Origin of the sequence: Plantactinospora sp. KBS50, from assembly GCF_002285795.1 — a bacterium.
GTDB lineage: Bacteria > Actinomycetota > Actinomycetes > Mycobacteriales > Micromonosporaceae > KBS50.
This window is the reverse complement of sequence record NZ_CP022961.1, coordinates 3,711,049-3,737,541: the sequence shown is the minus strand read 5'-3', so window position 1 is coordinate 3,737,541 and position 26,493 is coordinate 3,711,049. Positions and strand designations below refer to the sequence as shown.

General features: G+C 75.8%; 9 protein-coding genes. 6 read left to right on the top strand and 3 right to left on the bottom strand.

All coding sequences use genetic code 11. From position 1 onward, the window contains the following. Positions 1–14 precede the first annotated feature (14 nt). From CIK06_RS16415 to CIK06_RS16395, 6 genes are all read left to right on the top strand, one after another. Complete coding sequence (locus tag CIK06_RS16415) at positions 15–7,748, top strand: hypothetical protein (protein ID WP_095565559.1); 7,734 nt, start codon at positions 15–17, stop codon at positions 7,746–7,748. Further along, entirely contained in the window at positions 7,703–11,239 is a 3,537-nt protein-coding gene (locus CIK06_RS16410; protein ID WP_095565558.1) for a hypothetical protein, read from the top strand. The genes CIK06_RS16415 and CIK06_RS16410 overlap by 46 nt, the downstream gene beginning before the upstream one ends. Positions 11,240–12,295: 1,056 nt before the next feature. Further along, entirely contained in the window at positions 12,296–13,807 is a 1,512-nt protein-coding gene (locus CIK06_RS16405) for a hypothetical protein (protein WP_095565557.1), read from the top strand. 871 nt (positions 13,808–14,678) lie between these two features. Next, positions 14,679–15,623: a hypothetical protein gene (locus CIK06_RS29460; protein ID WP_157756799.1), complete on the top strand. Its 945-nt coding sequence runs from the start codon at positions 14,679–14,681 to the stop codon at positions 15,621–15,623. A 4,090-nt stretch (positions 15,624–19,713) separates the two neighbouring features. Beyond that, entirely contained in the window at positions 19,714–22,107 is a 2,394-nt protein-coding gene (locus CIK06_RS29450) for an OTU domain-containing protein (RefSeq protein ID WP_198347891.1), read from the top strand. Between the two features lie 99 nt (positions 22,108–22,206). Beyond that, entirely contained in the window at positions 22,207–22,500 is a 294-nt protein-coding gene (locus tag CIK06_RS16395) for a WXG100 family type VII secretion target (RefSeq protein ID WP_095565555.1), read from the top strand. Positions 22,501–22,570: 70 nt separating this feature from the next. Here the strand turns inward: CIK06_RS16395 and CIK06_RS16390 are convergent, their stop codons facing one another. From CIK06_RS16390 to CIK06_RS16380, 3 genes are read right to left on the bottom strand one after another with little or no spacing between them, the layout of a single operon-like run. Further along, positions 22,571–22,918, bottom strand: coding sequence for a YbaB/EbfC family nucleoid-associated protein (locus CIK06_RS16390; RefSeq protein ID WP_095565554.1), 348 nt, complete (start codon positions 22,916–22,918; stop codon positions 22,571–22,573). 32 nt (positions 22,919–22,950) lie between these two features. Beyond that, the gene (locus CIK06_RS16385; RefSeq protein WP_198347890.1) at positions 22,951–25,644 is read right to left on the bottom strand and encodes a right-handed parallel beta-helix repeat-containing protein; all 2,694 of its coding nucleotides are present in this window, start codon (positions 25,642–25,644) and stop codon (positions 22,951–22,953) included. A 7-nt stretch (positions 25,645–25,651) separates the two neighbouring features. Continuing rightward, a complete protein-coding gene (locus CIK06_RS16380) occupies positions 25,652–26,347 on the bottom strand; it encodes a response regulator transcription factor (protein WP_095565552.1) in 696 nt (231 codons plus the stop codon). Positions 26,348–26,493 lie beyond the last annotated feature (146 nt).

Below are 26,493 nucleotides of genomic sequence, written 5' to 3'. Positions count from 1 at the left end.
GGGAGCCGTCCGCGATGCCCACCGTCAACCCCAACCACCACGCCACGCCGGAATTCCCCGACCCGGCGCTCCTGGACGCGCTCGCGGACGCCTGGTTGCAGATGGCCGAGGACCTGCGGGCGCTCTCCGGCGTGGTCGGCACCTCGCTCAACTACGTGCGGTGGACCGGCGACGCCCGCAACGCCGCGCTGCGGACCGCCGCCGACGTCGCCAACGAGATCTCCACGACCGCCGCCGGTGCGCAGGAGATGGGCGAGAAACTCCAGAGCTACGCGGCGCACGTGCGCTCCGCCATCGCCCAGCACGAGGCGGCCTTCATCGCCGAGATGATCGGTCTCGGCCTCACCGTCATCACGTTCGGACTCATCGGCCCGATCAGCGCGTTCACCACCTCGATCGTGACCGCGATCCGGGAGTTCGGCGTCATCGTGAACACCCTCGCCTTCTCGATGCCGGAGCTGGCGTCGTTCGCGAACCTGGTCAACTTCGGTGTCAACATCGCCCGGGTCACCGTACCGATGACGGTCTCGACCGTGGTGACGACGGTCGACACGATCACACCCAACCTGATCGCCGACCGCATCGTGGGGCTGCCGCCGCGGGTGGACCCGAGCGGGCTCGTGGTCGCCGGCGTGCTGGGACTCTTCGGCGGCCTGGGCATGGCGGAAACCCCGCTGCCCAACCGTCTGCGCAGCGACCCGCTCGGCTGGAACCACGCGGTCGACGACATCGCCGCCCTGCGTACCAACCACGGGCTGACCAGCGGCGTCGTCGACCCCATCGTACTGAACACCGGCGTGCGGAACGTCATCGACGTGGTGCCGCCGCCCAACCGGCTGCGCGGCGCGTCGTCCAGTTCGGACGTCGAGCCTCCGGTGCTGGCCCGGCCGGACACGCCGATGCCCACGACGAACCCGCGGACCGTGTCCACCCGGCCCGACGACGTGGCCGGCGTGCCGCCGCCGACGGCGCCGCGGACCGTCTCCGCCCGGCCCGACGACGCGGCCGGCGCACCGCCGCCGACGGCGCCGCGGACCACGGCGGAAACCGCCGCACCGCCGGGCACCCACACCGGCCGGGGTCAGCCGGTGACCGACCCGGCGGTGGTGGCCGAGACCCGGGGCTGGGCGGTGTCGGCGGCCGCCGCCCGCGACCAGCCGCCACCGCCGGGTTCGGCGACCCGTCCGGCCACGCTGGCCGATCTGCCGCCCGGCCTGGACGGTACGCCGAACCGCGGCTTCCAGGTGGGAGAGCCGCGCACGACGCTGCCGCTGCCCCGCCCCGGTGCGCCCCGCGACCTGACCGCGCTGGCGGAGACCTGGCGCGGGCGCGGCGTGCCGGAGGACGTGATCCTCGAACAACTCGGCCGGTTGCGCGCGGCCCAGCCCCCGTCCGCCCAACCTCCGTCCGCCCAGCCCTCGTCCGCCCAACCTCCGTCCGCCCAACCCTCGGCCGCGCAGCCGCCGGCGACCGGCGGCACGTTCCGGCCCGGTGGCGCCCCGGTCTCCGCCGAGGAGGTGGCGCTCGCCCGGGAGGCCGCCGCCCGGACGCTGCGCGCCGTGCAGGAGCCGCCGCCGGGTTCGGCCGCCCGCCCCGCCACCGTGAGCGACCTGCCGCCCGGCGGCGCCGTGTCGGAGCGGTCGTTCCAGGTGAGCGCGGGGCGTAACCCGATCCGCGGGCTGCCGTCGAACGTGCCGCGCCCGGCGGCGGACATCCTGGCCTCCGAGCCGGTCCGGCTGGCCCGGCTCGCACACTTCGAGCCGCCGACCGATCCGCCGACCCCGGCCGGCGTACGGCCCGAGCCGCCCGCAGCGTCGGCCCCGGTCGGGGTGCGGCCCGAGCCGCCCGGAGCGTCGGCCCCGGTCGGGGTGCGGCCCGAGCCGCCCGGAGCGTCGGCCCCGGTCGGGGTGCGGCCCGAGCCGCCCGGAGCGTCGGCCCCGGTCGGGGTGCGGCCCGAGCCGCCCGGAGCGTCGGCCCCGGCCGGCGTACGGCCCGAGCCGCCCGCCGCGCCTGCCACCCCTCGCCCGGTTCGGCCGGAACCGGGCGGGGGCACGACGCCGTTCCCCGGGCGGGGCCAGCGGTTGGACGGCGGTCCGGTCACCGGCGGCGAGGGCCGTTCCACCACTCCGGCCGGGGAGCTGATCCCGCGTCCGGAGCGGCCACCCGGTGCGCGGCCGGCGGATGGATCGTCCGGTGGACGACCGGCGCCGGAACCACCCGGTGCCCGTCCGGCGCCGGAGCCTCCCGGTGGACACCCGCCCGCCGCCCGGCCGCCCGGTGGGGACCGGCCGGATCCGCCGGCCGCCGGCGGTTCCGGCCCGGCGCGGCCGGTGGGCGGCTCCCGCGGTGGCCTCGGGGTGCGTGGCGGCGGCGGCGCGACCGGGACCGAACTGGTGCCCCGGCCGCCGCGGGAGCCTGCCACCGCCGTCACCCGGCCCGGCCCGGACGGCGTCGAGCCGCCCCCCGCGGAGCGCCCGCCGGCCACCGCCACCGCCACGACGGCGACGGAGACCGCCGCGCCGGCCACCACGGCCGGCACCGCCACGACGGCGCGGCCCGTGACCCGCACGGCGACCACCGGCACCCCGACCGACACCGGCATCGGGCGCACGGCGGCGCGGCCGGCGCCGGCCGAAACCCCCACCCACGCCGGCACCGGGGGCACGACGGGGAGGCCGGCCCCGGCCGGAACCACCCCGCCGCCCGCCGGTCCGCATCGGACCGGGCCGGAGCGGATCGGGCCGCATCGGATTGGGCCGGAGCGGATCGGGCCGGAGCGGCCGGGTGCCGGGCCCACCGAGGTCAGGGCCGGGGGAGAGGCGCCGCCCGTACAGCGCGAGTTCGAGGCGGCGGACACCGCGTACCGGCAGCGGCTGGCCGACGCGGGACTCCCGGTACGGGCGCTGACGGTGGAGCAGTTCATCCACGAGGTGCGGACCGGCGTACCCACGCCGGTACGACCGGCGGCGGCCGGCGGCGAGCCGCAGGGTCCGGTCCGCGGCCCGGCAGGGCAGGCGGCCGTGGACCGGGCGGCGCTGGCCCCGCCACCGGCCCGGCCGGACCCGCCGGAGGTCGGCCAGCGGCGGCTCACGGTCGACGAGCGGGCGCAGGTCGGCCTGGCCCGGTGGGACGCCGCCCGCGGGCCGGGAAGCGGTGCTGCCGGGCCGACCCCCGCCCAGGTCCGGGAAACCGTCGAGCGCAACGTCGCGAACTGGCGTGCCCAGGCCGAGGCGGCCCGCGCCGCCGAGGCGGCGGAACTCCAGCGGATCTCGGCCGGCCTCGATCCCCACCTGCGGGCCACGCTCCGGGACGGCGCCATCGTGCTGCACCACGGTCCGGCGCCGGCCGAGTCGGTGCGCGGCGGATCGGCGCCGGCCGACTCGGTGCGCGGGGGATCGGCGCCGGCCGACCAGGTGCGCGGCGGATCCAACCGCCGTACGCACGTCGTCGTGCACCGGTCCGTCGAGGACGTCGCCGCCGTCGGCCGGTTCCTGCGCGGGCTGCCCGCCGACTACCGGGCGCGGCCGGTCACCGTGGCGCTGGACCCGGCCGACGGCCCGCTGCCGGCGGCCACCCTCCAGGATCTCGCCGACCGGCTGCTCGACGGCGTCGCGCCCCGGGCCGCCCTGGTCGTGCCGGCCCGCACGATCGCCGACCCGACCGGGCACGATCCGCGGATCGAGGCGGTCGACGCGGCGAACCAGCCGACGTTCCCCGAGTTCGCGGAGCGCTTCTACGTCCACCCGGCGACCGGCCCGGCGCCCACCCGTACCCCGTTCGGGCTGGCGCCCGGCGGCGTACCCGGCAGCTACCAGCTGCGCGACGGCTGGGAGATCCGGCAGACGCCCGGCGGCCTGCACGTACGGCCCGGGACCGCGCCGCCCGACCCGCCGGTGCGGCCGCCCGGCCGCGGACCGGTCGTCCAGGTCGGCCTCCCGGGCGTCGAGGTGCCGTACGCGGTCCGGCTGCAACTGCACCGCATCCTCGCGGGACAGCCGGACTGGCACCGACCCCGGCTGGTGGAGCACGGCACGGATCCGACGGTGGCGCCGCTGGCCGCGGGGCTGGCCCCGGGCCACCAGATCGCCCGGGTGCCCGGCGGCGTCGTGCTGTTCCGTGGCCCGGCACCGGCGCCCGAGGCGCTCGGCGCGGGGTTGCGCCCGGTGCCCGGCGCCGGCCTGGCGGTGGTGGTCGACCGGTCGGTCCGCGATCCGCGCGTCATCCAGCGGTTCCTGCGCGGACTGCCCCGGCTGGGCGGCGCGGTGGCCGTCTCGATGGACCCCACCGGACCGGATCTGCGGCCCGGCCGCGCCCAACGGCTCGCAAGCTGGCTCGGCCGGGGCTCCCGCAACCCGGTCGACCTGCTGCTGCCGCGCCGCGCCTTCGCCGCCGTACCCCGGCTCGGCGGCCGGGTGGTCGGGCTGGCCGACGACGGTCGGGAGACCCTGCCGGCGCTGGCCCCGCGGGTGCTGCTGCGCGCGGCCGAGGCGCCGGTACCGGCCGGACTGCACCCGGTGCCCCGCCGGCCCGGGTTGTTCGCCGTCGCCGCCGTGCCGGGCTGGTACCTGCGCGAGACCTCCCGGGGAGCGTGGCTGCACCCGGCGGCCGAGCCCGCGCCGCCCGCGCCTCCGGCCGACCCGGCCGAGCCGTACGTCCTGCTCGGCGGCGCCGGGGTGACGGCCACCCCACAGGTACGCGATGCCCTGTACGAGGCCCTGGCCGCCCTCGCGCCCGCGGGGGTGCGGGTGTTCGCCGAACTCGAACCGGCCCGGGCGGCGCAGCAGGGCGGCGAGGTGCGGGTGTGGACCGTGCCCGGAGGCCGGGTGCTGTACCGGGGTGAGGCACCGGATCCCGCCGTCGTCGCCGAACTGTCCGGGTTGGCCCGCCCGGACCGGCTCACCGTCGCCGTGGACCGCTCGGTCACCCGTTCGGCACAGGTGCGCGGCGAGTTGGCGGCGATCCGCGCGGTGGACCGCCGGCCGATCACGGTCCGGCTCGCCCCGGGCGCACCGCCCCGGCCGGTGGATCGGCTGGCCCGGCTGGCCGACCGGCTGCTGAGGGGCATCGCCGACGCGGCGCTGCGGGTTCCGGTGCGGGCGCTGGCCGGGCCGGTCGAACCCGGATCCGGCGCGGTCCCGGTCGACCGGTCCGGCCGGCCGACGCTGCCGGCGCTGGCCGAGGCGTACGACCTGCGGCCCGGTCCGGCGGGGACGCCCGCGGACCGGATCGACCTCGGGCACGGTTGGTGGCTGGAGACGGTGGACGGGCGCACCGTCTGGGCGCATCCCGGGCACGACCGCGACACCCTCGCCGACCTTTCGGCGACCCTGCCCGCGCCGACCCCGTCCGCGTTGGCCCCGTCCGCGTTGGCCCCGCCCGCGCCGACCCCGCCCGCGCCGACCCCGTCCGCGTTGGCCCCGCCCGCGCCGACCCTGTCCGGATCGGGGCGACCGGCGGCCGGCGCGGCCGGCGCCGTCCGGGTCGCCATCGACGGCCGCGTCGAGGTTCCCGCGCCGGTACGCGCCCGGCTCGCCGACCTGGCGGCCGGGACGGACACCGTCGTGCTGCCCGGCACCGCCACCGGCCCGCGCACCGACCAACCGCCGCCGGGGATCCTGCCGGTCCCGGGCGTGGCCGGGCTGTACGCGTTGCCCGGATCGCCGGACGAGGCGACACGTGCCGTCCAGCGCGCCTTCGCCGCCGGTGCCGACCTGCCCGGACAGGTCGCCGGCGCGGCCACCATGCTGGTGGTGGACGGCCCGGTCGACGCCGCCGCGGGGACCGTGCGCACCCCGTACGGCCCGTTGAGTGCCAGCGGGCTCGCCCAGGTGCTGCTCATGCTGCCGGGCGGCGTACCGGATTTCGTGGTGTTCACCGCGCCGGCCGCCCGGGTCGCGGTCGGGGACCGGCCCGCCCTGCACGCGGCGGTGGCCGAACTGGTCCCGGGCAGCGTGTTCGCGCCGAACGCGCAGGTCGGTATCGGGCCGGGATGGCGGCTGGTCGCCGGCGACGGCGAGCCGTCACCCGGTACGGCCGAGCCGCCGACAGGGGAGCCGTCGACCGGGGAGCCGGCGGCGGAGTCCGGGAGCTGGCGGATGCTGGGCGGACGCGGCCGGACGGCCCGGTCCATCGGTGCGGTGCTCGACCTGCCGACTCCGCCCGCGGTCCCCGATCCGGCGCCCACCGGGTCACGCGGCGACCGACCGGCACCCGGCCGATCGGCGGCCAGCCCGCCGGCCAGCGGGTCGAGTGCCAGCGGGTCGAGCGGCAGTGACCTGTTCGACCGGGCGCCCGGCGGTTCGGGCTCGACCGACACCGCACCGACCACCGTGGACCCGCAGAACCAGCCCGAGTTGCCGGACCGACCCGAGCCGCTGGACCGACCCGAGCCGCTGGACCGACCCGAGCCGCTGGACCGACCCGAGCCGCTGGACCGGCCGGATCCGGTCCGGGACGGCCGGCCCGCCCCGGCCGCCTGGACCGGCTGGCTCGCGCCGCCGCACGAGCAGCGGCTCGACCCGGCCGTCGGCAAGACCCTCGCCGAACTGGGCCTGCACGCGCTCGCCCCCGAGCCGGACATGGGGTTTTTCCAGGTGGTCGCGGCGCAGGCGGCGGTGTACGCCGGCGGCGACGCCGTCGACCTCGCGGCCGTCGCGCCGGCCAAGGTCTGGACCGATCTGGTCGGCCAGGTGCTGCGGGCCGACCGGAGCGAACGGGCGCCGGACTGGCCGCTGCTGCGACTGGCCGCCCCGGACCCGGCGGCGGTGGCGGCGGTCGACGCCTGGATCGCCGGCGGCCTGCCGCTGGACGCGATCCCGCTCCCGCTGACCAGTGGTCTTCCCGAGGGTGCCGAAAAGGTCGAGGCGGTGTTGACCGCCGTCGCGGTCACGCTGGGCGTCGACATCCAACTCGTCCGGCGGGACGGCCGGGTCAGCCGGTTCGCGCCGCGACCGCCCGATGTGCCGCCCGACGCCCCGGCCGGTGCCGCTCCCGGCGTGCCCGCGCGACCGCTGGTGACGCTGGCGACCGGCCCGGACGGCGTGCTCGGCACCGTTCCGGCCCGCGCCGTTCCGGCGCTGCTCGCCGCCGGCGGTCCGGCCCGGGTGGTGCGCCCGGTCGGCGGCCCGGCACCTGCCGGCCTGCCCGCCGACGAGGACGCGCTGCGGGACGCCGCCGCGTTCCTGACCGGCGTCTCCGGCCTGACCGACCTGCGGCTGCCACCGATCGACGAACTGGCCACCGGACTGCACCGGGCGGTCCGGCACGGCGTCGCGGAACTGCGCCCCGGACCCGGCCTCGGCGCGACGATCAACCGGGTGCGGGCGGCCGTCGCGGCGGCGGCGAAGCCGGTACCGCTGACGGCCGCCACCCCGGCATGGATAGAACCGGAGTGGGCGCCACCGCCGACCGGGGCGGCGGACCCGTACCCGCTCAGTCCCTTCCAGCGCGACCGGCTCGGCGGGGCGGGGCGGGCCGCCGTGGCCGTGCCGGCCGGCCCCGACGCGTTCTTCGCGGGCCTGCACGGCGCCGGCCGGTACGAGCAGCCCCGGCTGCTCGGGCTCACCAACTGGACCCCGGCGGACCTGCGCGCCATGTTCGCGGCCCTGCTCCAGGCCGACCTCGCCGCCGCCGGGGACACCTGGCCGCTGCTGAACTTCGCCACCCCGAGCAGCTCGCCGCGCACCGCGGCGCGATCCTGCCGGTGCTGGCCGGGCTGGCCACGGCCGGCGCCCCGGCCCCCGCCCTGACTCCCGAACTGGTGGCCCGGTCGGTCGCGGAGATCTTCGGGCTGCGGGTGGTGCTGATCGAACCCGATGCCGCCATCGAGGTGCTGCCGGCCGACGCGCCGGAGCCGACGAACCTGCCGGCGGTGCACCTCGTGGTCGACCACCGCGGCCACGTGCTGCCGACCGTGCTGTCCGAGACCGCGGCCGGGCGGGTGCTGACGCCGGCCGGGGACGACCTGCCGGACGACCTGCGGGACAGCGACCCGGACCCGGCCGGCGCCGAACCTCGTCCCGACGCCGTGCGAATCGGGTCGGGCGGCGGCGCGGGGGACGACGAGACCGCCACCGAGCCGGCGGCGCCCCCGCCACCCCCGGACGTCACAACGCCGCCGACCGGGAACCCGGCCACGCACCCGGCCGCCGGGTCGCCGGCCGGCGCGACCCCACCCGGCGGTACGCCGCCCGTCGCCTCACCGCCGCCCCCGGCCGCCGTCGATCCGATGCTGGTCGGCATCGGGCTGCCGAAGTCCGGGCTGCCCCAGATGCCGCAACTGGTCGAGGCGGTACGCGGCTTCGCTCAGCGGCACAACGTGGCGCTGGACGCCGCCGCCGCGGCGGCGTTGCCGGCCCGGCTGCTGGCCAACTACCGGGCGGTCACGGCCGACGGGCTCATCGTGCCGGTCGGTGATCTCGATCTGCTGATCAGGCTTGAGGCGTCCGACCTTCGCGAGGTCCCCTCGGCCGTCACCCCGGACGGCCCGTCCGGCGAGGTGATCTCCAACGAGGTGATCCAGGGCACCTTCCGGACCGGCGGGCACAGCGAGAGCACCGCACAGCAGGCCGGCGCGCTGCGGCTCAACGCGGCGTTCACCGCGTCGCTCGGCGTCGGACCCGGACTCCTGAACGTTGCCCGGCTCGGTCTCTCGGCCGGCGGAACGGCCAACTCGGTCACCCGGACCAGCAGCGCCGGCCTGGACGCCGAGACCGGCCACGTCGAGGACACCCGGGGACAGTCCACGCTGTACTCGCTGCAACCCCGATGGAGCTACGGCTGGATCGACCGGTCGACACCGGTTGGAACGACCGACCCGGAGCGGCTGCCGCAGACGGCCGACGAGCGGCTGTACCTGTGGATCCCGGACCACTACGTGCAGCCGGCGCCCACCGATGTCGTCCGGGCCTCCGACGCTCCCGGCCGGCGGCACCTCCCTGAGACGTTCTTCGCGTCCGGAGTGACCAGGCTGCCCGAGCTGTACCGGCAGATCCTGGCCGAACTGGCCAGGACGATGCCGCCGGCGGAGGTCGCCGAGATCCGGCACGAACTGGCGGTCAAGGTGTGGAACCTGGACACCCACCTGGACACCGCGGTCAACGACGCGAGCGGGTACCGGTTCAACCTGAGCAACCGTGGCCGCGCGGTCGCCACCGTGACCATCTCCGCCGAACTGACCGCGGTCCCCACCCGGTTCGGCACGACCAGCCGGATCGCCCACCTGGAGAAGGTCCGCACCCAGATCTCCGGGTACGGCACCGGCGTCGGGCTCACCAACGAGAGCGCCGTGCGGGGCAGCCTGGAGTTCGGCCTGCTGCCGGTGCCCGCGGTCAGCCTCGGCGCCCGGATCTACGCGGCCTGGTCCGCGACGAACTCCGAGGGGGCGTCGGCCAACCGGATCGGCCTGTGGGTGCTGGTGTCCCGGTACACCGGACACACCGTGGGCTACCGCACCGACCTGAGCCTGACGGCACGGGTGGCCACCCGTGCCGCGCCGGAGTCCGTACCCGAGCCGACCCCGGGGGTCAACGCGCGGGCACTGCTGCGCGTGCCCGAGCCGGCGGCCTTCGAACACGGTTTCCCGGTCGACCGCGAGGCACTGCTCGGCCCGCCGGCCACCGGCGACACCGTCCCGTTCCAGTCCGACGCGGTCCGGCGCGACGGCCCGGCCTATCCGGTCTGGGACGTCGGGCTGCCCCACCACGTACGGCTCGGCCACGGCATCGGGCAGGGCCTGGCCCGGGTGGACCGCGACCTGATAGCCCGGCTGCGGAACGCGGTCGAGCGGAGTCTGCGCCAGCACGACTTCCTGCCGCGCGACCCCGACCGCCCGTTCCTGGCCAACCGGCCGCCGCGGCCGGGTCGGGGCCGGCGGCTGGGGCGGCGGGCCGGCCGTACGCAGAAGCTGCGCAATGCCGAACTGCTCGACCGGATGATCTCCGGCGACGGCCTGGACAGCCACTACGACCAGCTTCACCAGGACGGCGTGTCGTTCGTGCTGCGCCGGCCGCACGAGGGGGCCAGGACCGCCCGCATCACGATCCGGGCGGTCCCGGTGGTGGACCTGGCCGACGACCTGCGGGACCCGGAGACCAACAACTCGATCTACTTTGTCCGGCGGACCGGCGAGTACCACACGGTGAACCTCGGGATGGGTCTGGACATCGCCGGCCAGAGCGCCGGTGGCGGGCAGCGGATCTCGGTCGGCGCCGGAGTCGCGGCGCACGCCGCCGGGCTGCAGAACCTGGCCGCCGGCCTCGGGTACGTCCGCGCGATGGGCGCCACCGACGCGGTGGCCACCGTGATCAACCGCCCGGAACTGCTGGAGTACCCGGGCGACGTCGACGAGTACCGGATACCAAGCAGATACACGGTCACGATCGAGTACGGCGATGCCGGCTCGGCGGCGCCGACCGAGATCCGGGAAACCGGCGCCGCGACCGTCCACCTGATCCCGTACTTCAACTCCGCACCGCAACCGGCGACGGATCCGTCCCCGGCGCCGGAGCCCCAGCTGCCGGCGGCGCCGGAGCTTGCGCCGGCGACGGATCCGCGGGTGCTGGACCGGGCGGTCGTCCACTACCTCGACGCCACCGGGTTGCAGGCCGCGGCCCGGCAGGTGCTGCCGGAGTTCACCGGCGCCGACCGCAGCTCCGACCAGCAGATCGTCAACTTCACCAGCCGTACGTCGGTGGCCGCGCACTTCAAGGAGATGCTGGAGAACCGGTACTCGACCGACGGCCTGTTCGTCGGCGGCGCCGCCTACGACCGGTACGGGTCCCTGCGGCTCGGCGTGCGCCGGCTCGGCCCTCGCGGTTCGTGGGCGCCACCCCGACAAGTACGTCCTCGGCCAGATCAGGCTCGGGCTGGTGCAGGCCGGGCAGAGCACCACCCGGTCGGCGGGGATCACGGCCAACACGATCGACCTGGCCGCCGGCGGCAACCCGGGTGCGGCGGCCCTGCCCGCGCTCGGCGGCGGGGTGGCGGCCAACCGGGGTTGGTTCACCTCGCGCACGAAGGGGATGCGGCAGACCGCCGGGAAGGAGTTCCTGGAGCTGAACTTCCAGCGGGCCTACGCGTTCAGCGCCCGCTACGAGCCCGAGGTGGTCGGCTCGACCGAGGAACGGGTGAAGGTGCTGCCCGGCTTCCGCCGTACCCGCACGGCCGACCCGATCGGCGAGCGGACCGTCGTCTACCTGCTCTCCGAGCCGGACGCGCTGGACGCCTACGGTCGCGGTGACCTCGACCTGCCGGACGGGCAGGTGGCCGACGTACTGTCCCGCTGGCGCACCGACGAGACGCCGCTGAGCGCCTCCGTGATCGCCCGCGCCCTGGTCCGGTGGTACCGGCCGGGCGCCGAAGACCCGTACGTGCAGACCCGGCGTGCCGCCGCCGGCCGGCTCGGCTGGCTGCACCGCAGCGGCATCGACACGGTCGAGGACGCGGATGCCCGGGAGGACCTGCGGAGACTCTTCGAGGTCGAATTCGAGGCGGTGGATCCACTCCCGCCGGAGCCGGAGACACACCTGGTGGCGGCGCCCAGCCACCTGGGCGTCGCCACGGAGACCCGACCGCGCCCCGCGGCGTCGGCCTGGGTTCCGCCGTATCTCGCCCGACGGGGTGGCCGGGCGCTCGGACACGCCGGGGTGCCCGACCTGCGGCTGCGGGAACGGACGCCCGGCACCGGCGCCGCCGGCACCCCCGGCGTCGGCGCCGCCGGCAGCACCACGTTCGACCTGGTCCACGCCGCGATCAACGAGGTCTCACCCGGCCTGCTGGGCGGGGTGCGGGAGGCGGACTGGGCCGCCACGCAGGTCTGGTGGGCGTGGGGCAGCGGTGACCGGGCGAGCATCGGCCGGCTTCAGGGCGGGGTGGACGCGGTACAGGCGATGCTCGCCGGCGGGCGCGACCTGCCGCTGGTGGAGGAGATGCTCGGCGAGAACGGGTTGCGGCTCTACTTCGTCGACCCGAGGGGCTGGTTGTTGGGCCGGATCGTCGAGGTCGAACTGCGGTTGGAGATGACCGCCCCGGTCGAGTACGGCGAGTTCGTCCCGGAAGCTGGCCTGGAGAACTACGGACACGGCTACCGGGAGACGAGCCTGTCCCGGGGACGGGACGTCAGCGACGGCTACACGATGGGTCGGATGTCCTTCGCCGGGCCGGGGCCGCATCCGCCGTCCGGGGGCCGCAGCTCGATCTGCGCTCCGGCCGCCACCGCGGCAGCCGGCGCGCGACCGAGAACATCGTCGAGCAGACGGTCTACGACTGGGGAGGGTATCGCCGGGCCGAGGTCGGGGTGACCTTCCGGGTCAGCGCCGCGCTGCGGAAGATGGCCGGCCGGCCGCTGAACAACGCCGTACTGGCGCTCGGTGACCGGGCCTTCCGACGCACCCGGGCGGTGGTCCGGGAGGGCGACGGAGTGCTGTCGCTGAAGATCCCGCGCGCCATCAGCGAGGCGAGCCCGTTTTCCGGCCCCGCCCCGCTGCCGAACATGTTCCCCGTGCCCGGCCTGCCCGGTGACACGTACGTCACGGCCGCCTTCCTCGACGGCGCACTGCCGGCCGCCGAGCGCGTGCTGCGGGCACTGCTCGGTCCGCAGGCCGACAGCGCCGAGTTCCGCACCAGCCTGTCCCTGCCCATGCTGCTGACCCGCAACCAGCTCGCGAACCACCTGCCCCGGGCGATCGGCGGCCGGAAGCTGACGCTGGCGGAGAACCTCATCGTGCCCGGACACTCAAGCGACCGGGTGACGTTGACCCTGGCCGGCGAGCTGACCGACCTGCACGTCGTCGCACCGCTGAGCGGCACCGGCACGGGCCGGTACGCCAAGGATCTCAGCTCGACCTCCACCAGCGGGACCGCCGAACGGTGGCGGCCGATCCTCAGCGGCGGGGTCGCCGACGGCGGGCCGATGCGCGTCCTGGACCGGGACAACCCGTCGGCACCGTACGGCTCCCACCACGGCGACGGATCCACCGGGTTCACCCGGCAGACCTCGGCGAACCAGACCGGCGGGATCGCCAACAATCCGCGCCGGGAGCAGCACGTCAAGCAGCAGGGGCCGGTGTACCTGATCCGGGTGCAGGGCCGGTTCACCCTCGCCGGCACGCTCACCCGGCACCACCTGCTCTCCCCGAGGGAGGAGATCGGCAGCGCGACGAGTGCGCCGGTCACCGGGGAGGTCTACCTGGAGATGTTCGCCGAGGACGTGGCGGCGCTGTGGACGGCGATCGAGAAGGCGGATGCGGTGGTCGGCACCGCCGATCCCGGCTCCTGGCCGTCGCTGGACCGGGACGTGCCGCGACTGGACCTGGACGCCCGGATGGCCCGGATGGCCGGGACGGCCGGGATGGCGGCGGCGCAGATTCGCCAGCGGCTCGCCCTGGATCTACTCGCCGAGATCGGCGCCGGCACGGGCCTGATCCTGAGCGCGGACGCGCGGCCCCGCCCCGCCGCCGCGCCTGCCGCCGCGCCCGGCGCCGCGCCTGCCGCCGCGCTCGGCGCCGCGCCGGCGGAGCCCGGCAGTACGGCCGCCGCCCGGCGGAGCCCGGCAGTACGGCCGCCGCCCCGGCCGTGCTGCCCGGCGCGGCGGCGGAGCACCTGGGCGGGGTGGCCCGCCTGCTGTCCGCGGCAGGTGTCCGGGTCCAGACGGAGTCGGCGGACGCCGCGGGGCGCACGGTACTGCACCGGTTCCTCCCGCCGGACCCGTCCGACGGGCACGCCACCCGACGGCTCGATCCCGGCCCGCATCCCGGCGCCTGGACGGGGGCCGGCCGGGAGGCCGAGTTCGACCTCGACCGGTACCTGACCCGGGCGGTCGAGGACGGCGCGACCGCCTTCGACGCCGCCGACGAGGTGGCGCGGGCGCTCCAGACGGTCGCCCGCAGCGCGCCCCTCGTGGTGCTGCGCACCGACGCGCGGCGGCGGTCCGCGCTCGCGTACGACGCCGTGGCCGGTTGGTTCCGGGCTGAACTGGCGCGGGCGAAGCTGAACAGCGAACCGCTGGCCCGCGCGATCGACGACGCCGACCGGCGTGGCGTCGCCGCGGCGGCGGAGGGGTTGCTGCGTTCGATCAACCAACCCGAGGAGGCCGCGTACGCCCGCGCCCGGCACGCGCAGTGGAGCGGCGTTGCGGACGAGCCGGGTCCGGTGGACGCTGCGTCCGACATCGTCGCGATCCTGCTGCGCACGGCGGCCGCCGTCGCCACCTGGCGGGGCGAGCCGTCACCGTCCCTGCCGAGCGGGTACGCCGTGCTGGGGCTCGACCCGCTGCACATCGCGCGGACCGTGGCGTACCGGTTGGACGCGCACGTCCGGCTGGAGGCCACGACCGGGCCTCCCGAGCTGACCGGGCCGAACGAGCTGACCATCCAGCACATCGACCCGGCCGGTCAGGTGTTCCGGATCGGCGTCGGCGGCGTGCCCGAGCCGGCGTCGGCGGCGGTGACCAGGCTGCCGGCGCCGCTGCGCGAACGCGCCCGGCAGTTGGGCGAGGCCACCGTCGCCGAACTGCACCGCGACGCGTGGGCGCGGCAGCTGACATTCGAACAGGCGGTCGAGAAGGCGCTGTCCCCTCCGGCGGGGCCGGAGGAGACCGACCCGGCCCCGCCGGTGCCGCCCCCACCACCGACCGGGCCGGCTTCCTCGCCGCGCTGCGGGACGAGTACGGCGAAACCGGGGTGGTCAACCTGGAGCACCACGCCACCATGCTGATCCGGCGGCACCATCTCGGGCTGACCGACGACGAGTCGATCATCGATCGCCATCCGACCCGGTTCCCCGACCGCCGGCGGGCCGCCACCCTGTCCGCCGCCGAGCAGGTGGCGGAGTTCCTCGGCGGCCGGGACGCGTTGCACGGCGTGATGGAGGCACTGCGGGACGGCGGCACGCCGGGGGCCGTCGGTGCCGCGCGGCGCCTGGGGTCGGGCCTCGGGTCTGGCCCCGGGGACGCCGAGGCGGCCGGGGCCGAGCCGGAACCCGTCGGGGCCGAGCCGGACCCGGCCGGACTCGGCGATCCGGGCCTCGCGATGCGGCTGGCCGCGTACGGCCGGCAGGTCGCGGAGACCGAGCGCATGACCTGGTTCGACGCGCTGCTGCGGTCCGCCGCCGAGGACGACGCCTCAGCGCTGCCCGGCCAGAATGCCCCGGCGCTGCGCCGGCACTTGTCCGACGCGCTGGCGGCGGACGACCAGGCCAGTTGGCAGCGGCTGATCAACCCCAGCACCCTGCACGACAACCGCCGGATCTTCGTCGAGCAGGGCCGGCTCGCCGATCCCGGGAGCCTTACCGAACTACTGGCGATGGCGCCGCGGCTGCTCGGCGTGCGGGTCGTGGTGATCGGGCGGGACGGCGGAGAAACCGTGTCGGGTCCGCCGGAGGGCACGACGTTCCACCTGGTCCGACCCGACCCGAGGAACACTGGTACCACCCGACCCAGCGTCGCCCGGACGTGCCGACCACGCTCGCGCCGACCACGCTGCGTGTCTACCAACTTCCGGACGAGCCCGAGCACATCCGCCGGGAGGCTGACGAGTTCGTCGCGCGTCATGGCGCGGACCGACTGGACGACGCCGCCGCCATCCTGCGCGACGAGGTGTACGGCCGCATCGGAAACACCCCGTTGACCAGTGTCTTCCCGGAACGGCTGGCGGGTTGGGTCGGTGCCGGCGGCCGGCCGCTGCGGCTGCACGAGCAGCTTGCTCGCCTGCTCGACGGGATCGAGCCGGTGATGCGGACCGCGTCCGCCCTGGTGCGCTTCGGTGCGGGGGAGGCCCGGGAGGTCGCCGTGGGTTACCGGTCCGCGGCCGGGGTGGAGGACGCCGGTGCGGGGCTGATGACACCCGAACAGGCGGACGTCGTGCGGAGCAACAACCTGCGGGCGTTGCTGGTGCCGGACAACGGGGACTCGTGGTTCGCCGCTCTGGTCGCGGCGGCGGCCGAGCAGCGGGACGACATCGTCGCCCGAACCCTCTCCGAATGGCGGCCGATCGGCCTGCGCCGCGCCGTCGCGGACTGGGTGGACTATTGGCCGTCCGCAGGGCACGGACTGGAGCGGCGGATGGGCAGCGCCGAGTACGGTCGGATGCGCCGTCTGCTGGACCGCCCCGGGCGGTGGGACGACACGCTGTTCGACCAGCTGATGACGACGTTGCCGGCGTACCTCGGGTTTTCCATGACGGTGGTGCGCAGCGACGGTTCCTGCCAGCTGTACGACGGCAACGACGACGACGGCAACGACGACGATGACAGCGCCGACGATGACAGCGCCGACGGTGGGGAAACCTCCGTGCCGCACTTCTGGCTGGCCCGGACCGGTCATGGGTACCTTCCGTTGCTGCGGGCCGACCGGGATCCGGGCGCCGCGGCGCCGGGCCGGACCTCGCTCGACCTGCCCGGCGTCCTGGGCGAACTCCAGCGGGAGATCGGGGAAAGCGCCATCCAGTTCCTGCTCGACGAGGCGGCCGGCATCATCCTGCGGGCCGGCTTCGGCCGGCGTACCGGCGCCGACCTTCTCGGGGCCGTCGATGGCAGGAAGCCGGGGGCGGACGCGTTCCTGATGATGCGTCCGTGGCGGCAGATCGAGTTCCTGCTTTACGACGAGGTGGTGTACTCCGTGGCCGCCCAGTTGCTGCGCGGCTACGACGCGGCCGAACGGCTGGTCCACCGCTGGTTCGAGGGACTGCGCCGTGACCTGTCGCGCGGACCGGGGGACCACGGTGACACACCGGACCGGTACGCCGAGCCGCTCCCACGCCCGAGCTGGATTCCGAACGATCCGACCCCGGCGCAGCTCAGGTGGCTTGAGGGGAATGAGTTCCGGGCCGAGTGGACACCGCCGGACGGCGACAGTTGGTTCCGATCGGTCATCCGGGCGGCTCGGGACGGTCTTCGCCGCGCCAGGATGCGCAGCGCCACGCCCGGGGCCACCGCCCCCGATCCGTTGTTGGACCATGTCGCGCGGATGGACCCGGGCCGGTTGCGCCGGTGGCTCTCGAACCGGCTCGGTGAGCATGCCGACATCCGGGACCGACTCGCCCTGCTGCATCCCGACGAGGAGGTCGAGGAGTTCCGGCGTGACCTGCTCACCCGCGGTCGCTCGACGCACCCGATGTTCGACGACTTCATCCAGCTCGCGGGCGAGCTAACGGGCTTGCGGACCACCGTCGTCGACGAGCACGGAGTTGCCTCGACCCACGGACCGGCGACCGGACCCGAACTCGTCCTGCTTCGATCCGAGCAGCACTTCATGCCCGCGGTCACCGAGGCAGACCACCCGATGCCCGCCCGACTGCTGGCCACCATCCCGCGGTCCCGCAGCACCGCCGCGCCGTCGCCGACCCGCCGATCCGCCACGCTCGTCCATCCCGTCCCTGCGCATCCCGTCCCTGCCCATCCCACGCCGGTCCATCCCAGTCCTGTCGTGATCCGGTTGCCGGCCCCGGCGACCAGGGGCATGACCGTCCGGGTCACCCGCACCATCGCCCAGGCCCGACCGGACGGCGTCCGTACCCTGCGGGTGCGTGCCGTGGCCGTGCCGGCCCCCCTGCGGGTGATATCGCAACGGGCTGCCGGAGTCGGTGGCCAAAGGGTCACCCACCTGCTGCGGGGTCGGCGCGTCGTGGTGGTACCCCACCCGGCGGCTGTCCCGGCGGCCCCGGCCCCGGCCGCCGCCTCGCCGGTTGCGGTCTCGCCGCCGGTGGCATCCTCGCCCGCGGATTCGTCGGGGACCGGCGACGGCGGGCTGCCTGCCGCGGGCCGGCGCCCTGCTGGCGCACCCGGCTCGGCGCCGGTGTCGCCGCTCGGCACCGACGCGCCGCCGGTGCCGTGGCGCAGCGCATCCCCACCGGCGGGTACCGCCCGGAGACGGTCGACAACCGTGCATTTCGGCCCCGGCGTGCCCGCTCCGTTTCCGGACCGGCGCGGCAGGTTGGGCGCCGCGCGTCCGAGCGATTCGGCCGGCAGCACGAGCGGCCCGGAATCCCGCTCGTCGTCGCGCGGCCGCCGGCTGACACGGCCTCCCACCGGGACCCGGCTGCCCCAGGCCGCGGCCGAATGGCTGGTCAGGACGGCTCGGGGAGCAGCGGCTGCCGCTGCGCCGGGGACCGCGGGCTGGCCGCCCGGGATCGCGGAACGGCCACTGGACGCCCAGGCCGCGGCGGTCGCCGTGTATCTGGGCACCGCTCTGACCGGGATGACCGTCGGCGAACGCAGCGACGTACGACCGGCGCAGTTGCCTGCCGGTACCCGGGTCTGGATGGGCCGAGCCGGGCAGCCCGCCCAGGCCCTCATCATCACGACGACCGGCGACGGCGAGGCCCACGACCCGGCGACCGGCGTGATCTGGTTCGTGCAGTTGCGCGACCTGCATCACTGGTTCGTTCACGACGCGAGGTACGTGGTGGCCACGCCGGTCGGATCGCCGCCCGCGCCGACCGGGGAGGTACCGGTGCCGGCCGGCCTGCCGCCTGCCGCCTGGGCGGCCCCGGCCCCGGCGGCCCCGGCCCCGGCGGCCCCGGCCCCGGCCCCGGCGGCCCCGGCCCCGGCCCCGGCCGCCGTATCCGCACGCACCCGTTCCGACCCCGATCCCATTTGGTGGTACGAGGGTAGGCGCAACCGCGACGGCGGCCTCTACGAGCCGCCGCCCGGCGTACAGGAGTGGTTGGAGGCGAACGACCGCCAAGTGGGCGAGGTGCCCGGCGACGGCGACTGCTTCTTCCACGCCGTTGTGGCCACTGCCGGGGCGGACCGGATCGGGCGGGCGATGCGGGTACTGGCCGCCGAGTTCGAGCTGCCGGGCGCCGAACTGAGCGGCGGCACCGTCACCGGCCGAGACCTGCGGCGGCTCGTCGCCGACGTGGTCCAAGCGGCCGCCCGGCCGGAGCACCGGCACCACCAGGCCCTGGGACTGGGTGTCTACCTCGCGGTACCGGATCCGGACGTCCCCGAGTCCTATGCCCTGCCCGATGTCGTCACCGGGCTGCGCCGGCTCGGTGACTATGCCGGCCGGCTGGGCGACGTGTACCCCGCGCTCACCATCAACGTCCTGCGTCTGGCCGGGCAACTGGACCGGTCGGGCACCCCGGGTCCGCAGGGCGCGGATCCGGGGTTTGCGCTGCGGATCGTGGGCGCGCCGGACGGATACCCGATCGTGATCGGCGCCGGCAGCGGCGAGCCGGACATGGCCGACGACTTTTACGTGGTGGTCCGGGTCAACGAACACTACCTGCCCACCCGGGTGTTCGGCCGGCCGGCGCGGCCCGACGGGCACCCCGCCACCGACGGGCACCCCGCCACCGCCGTGGACGCCGTCGCCGAGCCGCCGTCGGAGACCGTGATCCCGGCCGCCGAGGTCGTCCGGCCCGGCGCGCGGCATGCCGACCAGAGCGTCCGCTGGCTGCTGGACGGCGCACCATCGGAGGTGGCCTCGGCCGGTGCGGCCGGCGGGCGCGTACCCACCGGAGCGGTGGATGCCGCGGAACTGGACCGGATGCCGTTCCGGGCGCAGGCCGACCGGGTGGCGGAACTGCTGGCCGCTTCCGCCGCCGGCCTGACCGTCGCGCCGCCGACCTTCGAGGTCCCGCGGTTGCCGCTGCCGGCCGGGACGCTGGTCTGGATCGGCCGATCCGGCGGCACCGCGGAGGCGCTGCGCGCCGTGGGGACGGGACGTACCGCCTCCTGCGCCCGGCGGCGGGGGAGGTCGCCACGGTGGGCGGGGTGGAGGTCCGCCGCCTGCTGGCCCCCGGCAACCTGCACGTGGTGGCCGTGCCGACCCCTGCCGTGCCGACCCCTGCCGTGCCGACCCCAACCGGGTCGGCCGGGGCAGGGTCGGCCGGGGTCGACGCACCGGCGGCCGGCAGCGGCGCGGCCGTACCCGAGCCGGGCGGCGCAACCGCGCTGCCGCCGCTGGCGATGGCGCCGCCGTCTTCGCCTCCGTCGGCGTCGGCGGAGGTGGCGGAGGTGGCGGAGACGGCGGGCCACTCCGGCCGCACCGTGCCGGTCGCCCCGGGGGTGCGCCGCCCGCGCCGGCCCGACGAACCCGACGGCCTTCTCGGCGGCGCCACGGGGTTCGAGGTGGAATTCGGCGGATACGTTCTTGAATTCGCCCCGGGCGTCACCCCGGCCGATCGACTGGTGCTGTTCAGGGTGCCCGGCGTGCTGTGGGGGACCTACGACCGGCAGAGGGGCGCGCGGGTACTGGAGATCGCGACGGAGCCGATGGCGGTGCTGCCCGGCGAGACGAACCGGGCCGACGCCCGCCGGGCGCTCGACACGGCAGACCTGGTGCGCAGGCTGCTGGCCGCGGTCATCGAACGGGTGCCACTGGCGTCGGTGTTCCGGAGCCAGGACGGCTTCGCCGGTGTTCCGGACCAGGTGTGGATCCGACCCCGGGTGGACGTGCGGGCGGTCGACATGTTCGTGCAGTTCACCATCGGCGTCCCGCTGCACGGGCTGGTCGCCCCGCTGGAACTGGTGGCCCGGGAGTCGTACGCGGCGCCACCGGCCCGACATCTGCGCGACGGCCTGGACTTCGCCGGGGCGCTGGCCCTGCGGTACCTGTCCTGCGTTCTCGGCCGTGAGGTGCCGAGGTTCGCGCTGCGCTTCCTGTCCGACGTTGCGGGCCTCGACGAACTGCGCGGTTACCTGGCCGTCGTGTACACGCAGGTCGTCGCCGTGCTCGACCACGGCACCCGTCCGAGGCAGACGCGCTGGATCAGCAAGAACTACACCGCCGTCGCCGCGCGTACCTCGCTGTCCGGGATGCGGGCCGGGCTCCCGGACGATGCCCGGCGATACCTGTCGGAGGATCACGACAACATCTCCGCGATGCTGCTGGCCGCATTCCGGCGCGCGGTCGGGGTCGAGCTGACCGATGCGGAACTGCTCGATCTGCCGCTGTTCAACCCCGCCGCCGGTACCGTGTCGACCTACCTGCGCAGCGCGCTGATGCCGCCCGGTCCGGGGAATCCGCGGGTCAACCAGGCGGACGCGTTGGACGTCGGCGCCAACATGCTCGACCTGGACGACAACGGCGGCCGGCTGGATGTGCCGCAGGCGGTGCTGGAGGTCCGGCACTTCCACGCTCCCGGGCTGGACCAGACCCGGCTGGGTCGGCACCTGGCGACGTTCCACCGGCTCATCAGAATCGAAAACGACCGGCCGGCGGCCCGTGCGCAGCAGCCCAGTGCGCTGCGCGGTCGGGTGCTCGCCCAGATCGCCCGCAGCGCCCCCCGGGTTCCGGTCCTCCCCGTGATCGACCCGCTCCGCACGGCGCTCATCGAGACCCCTGAACTGGCCGCGTGCTGGCTCAACGGTGACGCCCACCGCCGGCACACCCGGATGAACGACGAGGCCGGGTTGTCGCTGCTGGAGTTGGTGGCCGCGGCCATGGCCGGGGAGGACTTCGTTCCGCTGCTGCGCGGCGGCGCGCAGGTCGCGGCCTCGTACGCGGCGAGACTGAACTGGGTGTCCGGGCAGGCCGGCGACAGCACCGGCGGAATCCTGGCCGAGTCCCGGGACCGGTGGAGCCGCGTCGCATGGAGCCTGGACCAGTACGGGTCCGCGCTCATCGGCCGCAACAGCGAGGTGCCGAGTTCCTTGGAGCTGTCCGAGGGTGACCCGAACCGGCTCACCCCAGAGCAGACCGCGACCCTCGGCGCGCTCAACCTGCACGCCCGGTGGACGGCGCCCGACGGGGACTGCTGGTTCTCCGCCGTGCTGGCCGCGGCCCGGGACGTCGAGTCGCCGTCTCCCGAGATCGCCCGGCTGGCCCTGCTGGACCCGACCGGGCTGCGCCGGTACCTGTCGGCGCAGATCGACCGCAACCCGCGGATCGAACAGATGCTGCGCACGGCCGCGACGAGCCCGGACGACTACGCGCGGTTCCGGGAGGACCTGCTGACCCCGGGACAATGGGCGCACCACCTCTTCGACTACCTGTTGGCGCACGCGGGTGAGCTGCTCGGCGTCGTGATCCACGTACACGGGCGATCGCCCTCGGCCCCGCCGCCCGCCGGGCCGACGGTGCTGCACCTGGTCCTCGGCATCAACCACTACCTGCCGGCGTTGCGCAACCCGCCACCGGACGGCAAGCCGCAGGACGGTCGGTGACCGGCCGGCGGTGACGCCCGGTGTCCCGCCGGCGCGGGATTGCGCCGTCTCGGTGTCCCGGCTCTAGCGTGGAAGCCGGCCCTGGGGAAGGAGAGCACGATGGCGGAGTTCCGGGTCGATCTGGCCGCGCTCGCCGAGGCGATCGGCAAGGTTTCCGGCGAGCGGACCACGATCAGCGGGGGGATCAGCAGCCTGAAGACCACGTTCACCAATGTGGAGAGCCACTGGCAGGGTCCGGCCGCGACCAGCTTCGGCACGCTCGTCACGAACTTCAACAACGCCACCGACACGCTGATGTCCCTGCTGGACGAGGCGATCGGCCGGATGCGGACGGCGCACGGCAACTACGCGGCGACCGAGCAGACGAACACCCGCAACTACACCGTGCTCTGACACCTGCGGGGCCGGCCCGCCACCGGGGCCGGCCCGCTACCGGGGCCGGCCCGCTACCGGGGCCGGCCCGCTACCGGGGCCGATGCGGACGCGGGGGCACGGACAGCGCCGCGGGCGGCCCGCCGGGGGTGCCGTTGACCCGTTGGGCCGCGGCCTCCTTGAGGCCCTCATGGGCGTTGCGCAGGGCGCCCAGCACGAGCGTGGACAGCGCCGCCGCGTCCCCCTCGTCCACCGCCGACTGGTCGATGACGACCCGGGTCACCTCGCCGTCACCGCGCATCGTGACCCGGACCGTCCCGTCCCCGGCGGAGCCGGTCAGCTCCAGGCCGGCCAGGTCCTGCCGTACCTGGACCAGTTGCTGCGCGATGTCCTGCGCCCGGCGCATCAGCCCCTGCAGGCTCATTCCGTCCTGTTCCATGCCTCTAACACGGCCGCCGGGGCGGGTCCGACTCACCCCGGCGGCGGGAAACCTTCGGATCCGCCCTCGACCTGCGGTAGGTCGGCCGGGGTGAGCGTGCTGAGCTGGTCGGTGTCGACCTCGGTCGTTCCGGCGGACACCAGCTCCGCGATCCGCTGCGCGTGCCGCTCGGTCATCTCCTGGAACACCCGGCGGGCGAACCGTCCATTGCCGAATCCCTCGCCCCGGTCGGCGGCGCGGAAGTATCCGGCCAGGGCGTCCCGGGTCGGCCCGGACAGCCGGTACTCGTGCCCGGCCGCCTGGTGTGCCACGATCTCCACCAGTTCCGCCGGCGAGTAGTCGTCGAAGGTGAGCGTGCGGGTGAACCGCGACTCCAGCCCCGGGTTGACCCGGACGAAGCGTTCCATCTGGTCCGGGTAGCCGGCGACGATCACCACCACCTCGTCGCGATGGTCCTCCATCAGCTTGACCAGGGTGGAGATCGCCTCCTGGCCGAAGTCGTTGCCCCGGCCGTCCGGCGCCAGCGCGTACGCCTCGTCGATGAACAGCACGCCGCCCAACGCGCGCCGGAACGCCGCCTGGGTCCGCGGGGCGGTGTGCCCCACGTACTCTCCGACCAGCGTGCCCCGGTCGGCCTCGACCAGGTGGCCGGTCGCCAGGATGCCCAGCGCGGCGAGGATCTGGCCGTACAGCCGGGCGACGGTGGTCTTCCCGGTGCCGGGGTTGCCGGCGAAGACGAGGTGCCGGGACAGCGGCGGCGGGAGCAGGCCGGCCTCCTGCCGCCGCCGGACCATCCGCATGAGCTGCACCATCGTGCCCACGTCCTGCTTGGCCCGGTGCAACCCGACCAGTTCGCCGAGTTGCCGCAGCAGGTCGGCGAGGCGCTCGGCCGGGTCGGCGTCCGCGGCGGCGCCGTCGTGCCCGGACCCGCTGCCGCTGCCGCGGTCCGGTCCGCCCGGGACACCCCGGCCGGCCGGGACCTCCGGTCCGCCCGGCACGGCCCGGCCGTCCGGGTCGGTGGGCAGGGTGGCCAGCCGTACCCCGGTGGACGCGCACCGCTGGAACACCGGCCGCGCGTCCGGCGCCACCTCCACGTCCCGGTCGACGTCCCGGATCCGGCAGGTACGCAGCGTCGGGGTGGCCCGTTCGCCCACGTACACGGCGACGCCGTCGGTGCCGGAGACCGTGCAGTCCTCGATCCGCCCGGCCGTCCCGGCGGCCAGGTGGATACCGGCGCCGCGGCAGCGCTCGACGGCGACGGAGCGGATCACCGGGACCGCGTCGTCGCAGACGACCAGGCCGCTGCCGCCGGCGTCGCCGATGGTGCAGGAGTCCACCGCGGCCCGGCTGGCCCGCTCCAGCACGATGCCGGCCGCCCCGGTGTGCGTGAAGGTGCAGTCCCGCACTGTCGGGCTGGTCAGCGGGCCGGCCTGGAAGCCGGTCCGGCCGATCTCGGCCACCACGCAGCCCTCCACGAGCGGATGGTGTCCGGTGTCCCGGATGTCGAATCCGACGCCGGCCCGGCGGATCCGGACCCCGCGTACCGTGGCGTCGGCCTGCCCGTCCAGGTGCACGGCGGTCATGCCGGCATCCTCGACGGCGCCGCCGTCGAGGCGGAGCATGGCCCGGTCGGTGGCCCGGACTCCGTGCTCGGGCGTCGTGCGTACGGTGCAGCGGTCGAGTTCGCCCAGCGCCGCGTCGCCGAGATGGACCGCGGTGAACCCGCTCTCCTCGATGGTGCAGCCGGACAGCCGGAACGTGGCGGTGTCGCAGCCGAACACCCCGTTGCCGCCGGAGGAGGCCACGGTGCAGTCGTCGGCCTCCAGCCGGGCCGACTCCCGCACCACCAGCCCGCTGACGTCGCTGGCCCGCACCTCGCAGCCGGTCAACCGCACGAGGCTGCCGGCGGAGGCGAACACGCCGGCCGCGCCGCAGCGCCGGATCTGGCAGCCGTGCGCCTCGACGCGGGCCTGTCCGTCGCTGGCGATCCCGTTGCCGCCGCACCGGTGCAGCGCGGTGTCCCGCAGGTCGAGGACGGCGGTCGCGCCGGCGCGTATCCCGTCGCCGGTGATGTCGCGCAGCCGGCCACCGCGCACCGTGACCGGGCCGGTCCCGCCGGCCGACAGCCCGCTGCCGGCCTCGGCGATTTCGCAGTCCACCAGCGTGGCGGTGCCGCCCAGCATCGCCACGGCCGCACCGGTCACCCGGGTCGTGACGGTCGAGGCAAGTTCGACGCTCGCCGACTGGGCCACCTCGATGCCCGGCCCGTCGACGTCCTCGATCACCGTGCCGGTCAGCCGCGCGGTCGCGTCGCCGCGGGCGGCCAGGGCCGGTCCGGTGCAGCCGTGCAGCCGGCCGCCGGTCAGTTCGGCCTTCCCCCAGCCCTCGACGACGAGCCGGCCGCCCGAGACGTCGCAGTCGGTCAGGTCCAGCGTCCCGCCGGTCACCGCCACCGCCGTGCCGTCCGCCGTCGGCCCGCGCAACGCCAGCCCGCGTACCCGTACGGTGCCGGCGCGCACCAGCAGCGCGGGCCCGGTCCCGGCGTCGATCCGGACCTCGCCGTCGGCGACGATCGTCACGGCGCGGTCGATCAGCAGGCTTTCCCGGTACACCCCGGCGGTGACCGTCACCACCGCGCCCTCGGCGGCGGCGCGCACCGCCGCAGCGATCGTGCGGTGGCTGCCCCAGCCGCGGGCGGCCACGCGCTGTCCGGCTCCGAGCGTCACCCCCATCTCACGCGGGCGCGTCCGGCAGTTGGCCGAGTTCGAGCGCGATCCGGGTCAGCTCCGACCGGTTGCTCACCTTGAGCTTGCCACGGATCCGCTTGGCGTACGTGTTGACGGTGGCCGGGGTCAGCCCCATCCGGTGCGCGATCTCGGCGTGGGTCAGGCCGCGGCCGATCCAGCGCAGCGTCTCCGCCTCCCGGGGCGCGAGCCCGTGCGGGTCGGCGCCGGCCGGCCGGCTCAGCTCGATGTGGAACCGGTCGGCCAGCGAGTCGCACAGGTAGAGGCCGCCGGCGGCGACCACCTCAAGGGCGCAGACCACGGTGCGGTGCGTCGAGCGGCGCAGCACGCAGCCCCGGGCTCCGGCCCGCAGCGCGGCCAGCACGCCGGGCGGCCGGTCCCAGGCGGAGATGACAAGCGGATGCCCGGCCTCCGCCGCCCGGGTGATGCTCTTGAGCGACAGCCCGTCGTCGGCGGCCGGCAGGTGCAGGACCACCGCGTCGTAGCGGTCGCACGGATCCAGTTCCTCGATGGACCCGACGGATGCGGCCACGGTGACCCGCGCCATGCCCGAGACGAGGTGTTCCAGGCCGCTGCGCGGGATCGGCTGATCGTCCACGATCGCCACCGTCACCGCGGCATCCCGGCCGCTGCAAACGGCCGTACCAGCCGGCACCGTGCCCCCGGCGGTTGTCGCTGCCTGCATGTCACCACCCCCGACCTCATCCGCTCCTCGTCCCCTACGACGGGCGGGCGGCGCGGTTCATTCAATCTGGACCGACGGAAACCCGATCTGAATGAACCGGGTGTGGCGGCCGTAATCCGGACGGGAGACATCACCGAGGAGGAGGT

Coding starts and splice junctions, on each gene's coding strand:
- CIK06_RS16415 (WP_095565559.1), top strand. CDS start 15: ATGCCCACCGTCAACCCCAACCACCACGCCACGCCGGAATTCCCCGAC.
- CIK06_RS16395 (WP_095565555.1), top strand. CDS start 22,207: ATGGCGGAGTTCCGGGTCGATCTGGCCGCGCTCGCCGAGGCGATCGGC.
- CIK06_RS16390 (WP_095565554.1), bottom strand. CDS start 22,918: ATGGAACAGGACGGAATGAGCCTGCAGGGGCTGATGCGCCGGGCGCAG.
- CIK06_RS16380 (WP_095565552.1), bottom strand. CDS start 26,347: ATGCAGGCAGCGACAACCGCCGGGGGCACGGTGCCGGCTGGTACGGCC.